Source organism: Aquimarina sp. AU119, assembly GCF_900312735.1.
Lineage (GTDB): Bacteria > Bacteroidota > Bacteroidia > Flavobacteriales > Flavobacteriaceae > Aquimarina > Aquimarina algiphila.
This window is the reverse complement of record NZ_OMPF01000038.1, coordinates 1-2,192: the sequence shown is the minus strand read 5'-3', so window position 1 is coordinate 2,192 and position 2,192 is coordinate 1. Positions and strand designations below refer to the sequence as shown.

The 2,192-nt window shown below is 32.8% G+C and carries 1 protein-coding gene, 1 rRNA gene and 1 pseudogene; all 3 read right to left on the bottom strand.

Going from position 1 to position 2,192, the window contains the following annotated elements:
• Nucleotides 1-945 (bottom strand): annotated as a pseudogene (locus DK442_RS28735) (IS3 family transposase); the annotation flags it as partial.
• Nucleotides 946-1,057: 112 nt separating this feature from the next.
• Nucleotides 1,058-1,771: a hypothetical protein gene (locus DK442_RS27230; RefSeq protein WP_109439084.1), complete on the bottom strand. Its 714-nt coding sequence runs from the start codon at nt 1,769-1,771 to the stop codon at nt 1,058-1,060.
• Between the two features lie 330 nt (nt 1,772-2,101).
• Nucleotides 2,102-2,192, bottom strand: a 5S ribosomal RNA gene (rrf, locus tag DK442_RS27225); the annotation flags it as partial.

Genomic DNA, 2,192 nt, shown 5'->3' with positions numbered 1-2,192 from the left:
GTAAACCTCTATCGGAATGATGTATCAGATCTTTAGTAGTTTTTCTATTATGAGTTGCCATTTTTATGGCCTGTACCACATTTTCTGCACTCATATCATCACTAAGGTGGTAGCCCATTATTTTTCTACTATAAGCATCACTAACCAATGATAAATAATGAGTTCTTTCTCTGCTTTTAATATAGGTGATATCGCTAACAAAAAACTCTTCAGGTCTTGAAGGACTAGTATCTTTCATTAAATTAGGATGTTTTCTAAGCCAATGTTTGGAATTTGTGGTTTTTGTATAGTTTTTCTTAGGTTGTATCAATAGGGATTCACTACGCAAGTAATCGAATAAGGCATCTCTCCCTATTTTAATTCCTTGACGATCAAACTCTTGTTTTAGTAAAAAATATAGCTTTCTAGTGCCTAATCTAGGCATATCCATCCGAGTTTGTTGTACCAGATGTTTTACCTGACTAAGTTACTTATTACGAGCCAGTTATCGCTTTTGTGATTGATAGATCGCCTGTCTACTGATCCCAAACAATCGACAACAACGTGACAGACTTATTGGTCTTTGTTGCTGGATGCATCGGATTGATTGGGTAAAAACTTTTTTCTGATCCCAGTACCATATTGTTTATCTGAAATATCGATCATGGTATTGAGAATCTCATTTTTGAGTTTTTCATCCGAAAGCTCACGCTCTAATCGCTTGATCTTTTGTGCTGGAGTTTCTTTTGATTTTGGCATTTGGTGTTGAATTGGTTTACTCCAGTCTAAAGTACCATGTTTTCGTAACCAAACCAAAACAGTACTTCTCCCCTGTATACCATAAGCTTTTTGTGCTTGCTTATAGGTTAGCTCACCTTTTTCAACTTGGGCAACTACTGCTAATTTAAAGCCTAAATTGTAATCTCGTTGTGTACGCTTCTTCCTTGGTTGTTCTGAATGTTTCATAAATAAGTTAATTTTGTGTCAACTTATTTTAGGACAAGACAATAATACAAAAAAAGGCTCTTGTTTTACAAGAACCTTTTTTTTGTATTATAAGTTAAATTTATTGTAGTAATTATCTTATCAATATTGCATATAATGTTCCCGATACTGGCTTTACATTATCTCCAGCCACGTCATCGATACCAATACCTTCTCCAAGAGTAATTCTTCTAGGCATCATTGGATCTATTGTTATATCATCCTCTGGCAATGTTAAAGTGCTTACCCCGAAAAAAGGTGTAACATCTGTTAAAGGATAAGCAATTCTTATTTTATCGTCTCCCAAAAAGGTTACATCCAATGATAACTGCCCATTTGAACTATTAATTGTTATACTCTTCCCATCTGTATTGACTCCAAATTTCGCGTCTAATGCTGCACTATTAAAAAATATAGACGAATATTCTAGTAATACATCTGTAACAGATTTCTCTTCGCTTTCGAACAAACGATCTCCATTATATGTTACAAAAACTGTTTCTGATTCGTCACTAAATATCCCTGTTTCTCTTAAATCTCCATTGCCAAAAAAAGTCATTGTATAATCTCCTCCACCAGTAGCTACTTCATTTTTCAATGTATATTTAAATTCGACATTTTCACCATTTAAAATTCCTGACTTTGTGCTATTTCCTATTCTAAGTGATTCTAAACTCCAATCACCTTCAAGTTTTTGATTTGTTACATCCACCTCTAGTATACCAGTGCCATCATCTTCACTACATGAAGTAAGTGCAGCACAAGACAATACAATACATAGAATTTGTAATTTTGTAATTATTCTCATAATATATAGTTATGTTTATTTTTTCAAACTTAAAAATAAAGTTTCCTGAAAAAAAATGATAACGATTTTTATGATATAACATATGGTTATTTAGATAACACAAATGATAAATAAGCGTTAAATTCTTGCACACACTAATGATTTACAAGGTACTACACATGTTAATTATAATATAATTTATAAGCAATAAACCATATATCTTGAAGAAAAAACAGAAATCGTACAGAAAAAGATATTTAAAATAAGATAAGTTTCTCATTCTTGTATATAGTATTTTGTTTACATTTATGTATAAAAAAAACCCTTCAATAGATATTGAAGGGTTTTCAAGGAAGGCGGCGACCTACTCTCCCACGATTGTAGTACCATTGGCGCTAATGGGCTTAACTTCTCTGTTCGGAATGGTAAGAGGTGAGCCCCA

What these genes read in the sequence shown, in the direction of transcription:
- DK442_RS27230 (WP_109439084.1), bottom strand. Translation starts at nt 1,771, where the DNA reads ATGAGAATAATTACAAAATTACAAATTCTATGTATTGTATTGTCTTGT.